Below are 207 nucleotides of genomic sequence, written 5' to 3'. Positions count from 1 at the left end.
TGCCCGGCAAATTCGCCTTCCTTGTCGCGGTGATAGTTAAGCTGATTGCCGAAACGGTCGGACAAACCCAAAAGCACACGCGACGATGGCAACGGGCGCGGCAGCACGTCTTCAGCGGTTGCGGGTAACTGCACGCAGCCCAAAATCCACCAGGGGCCGGTGGCGTCGTTAGCGACAAAATAATAGTGCGGGCTGTGGCGCAGTGCT

The 207-nt window shown here is 59.4% G+C and carries 1 protein-coding gene; it reads right to left on the bottom strand.

Annotated features, from left to right (window positions below):
• Window positions 1-207 (bottom strand): hypothetical protein (locus ACLBVC_RS24835; RefSeq protein WP_410151818.1); only part of this gene is annotated, 207 nt, incomplete at both ends.

The organism is Rahnella selenatireducens (genome assembly GCF_046449555.1).
In the GTDB taxonomy this organism is placed as follows: domain Bacteria; phylum Pseudomonadota; class Gammaproteobacteria; order Enterobacterales; family Enterobacteriaceae; genus Rahnella; species Rahnella selenatireducens.
Note: the sequence above shows the minus strand (reverse complement) of the source record. Positions and strands in the feature narration are given on the sequence as shown.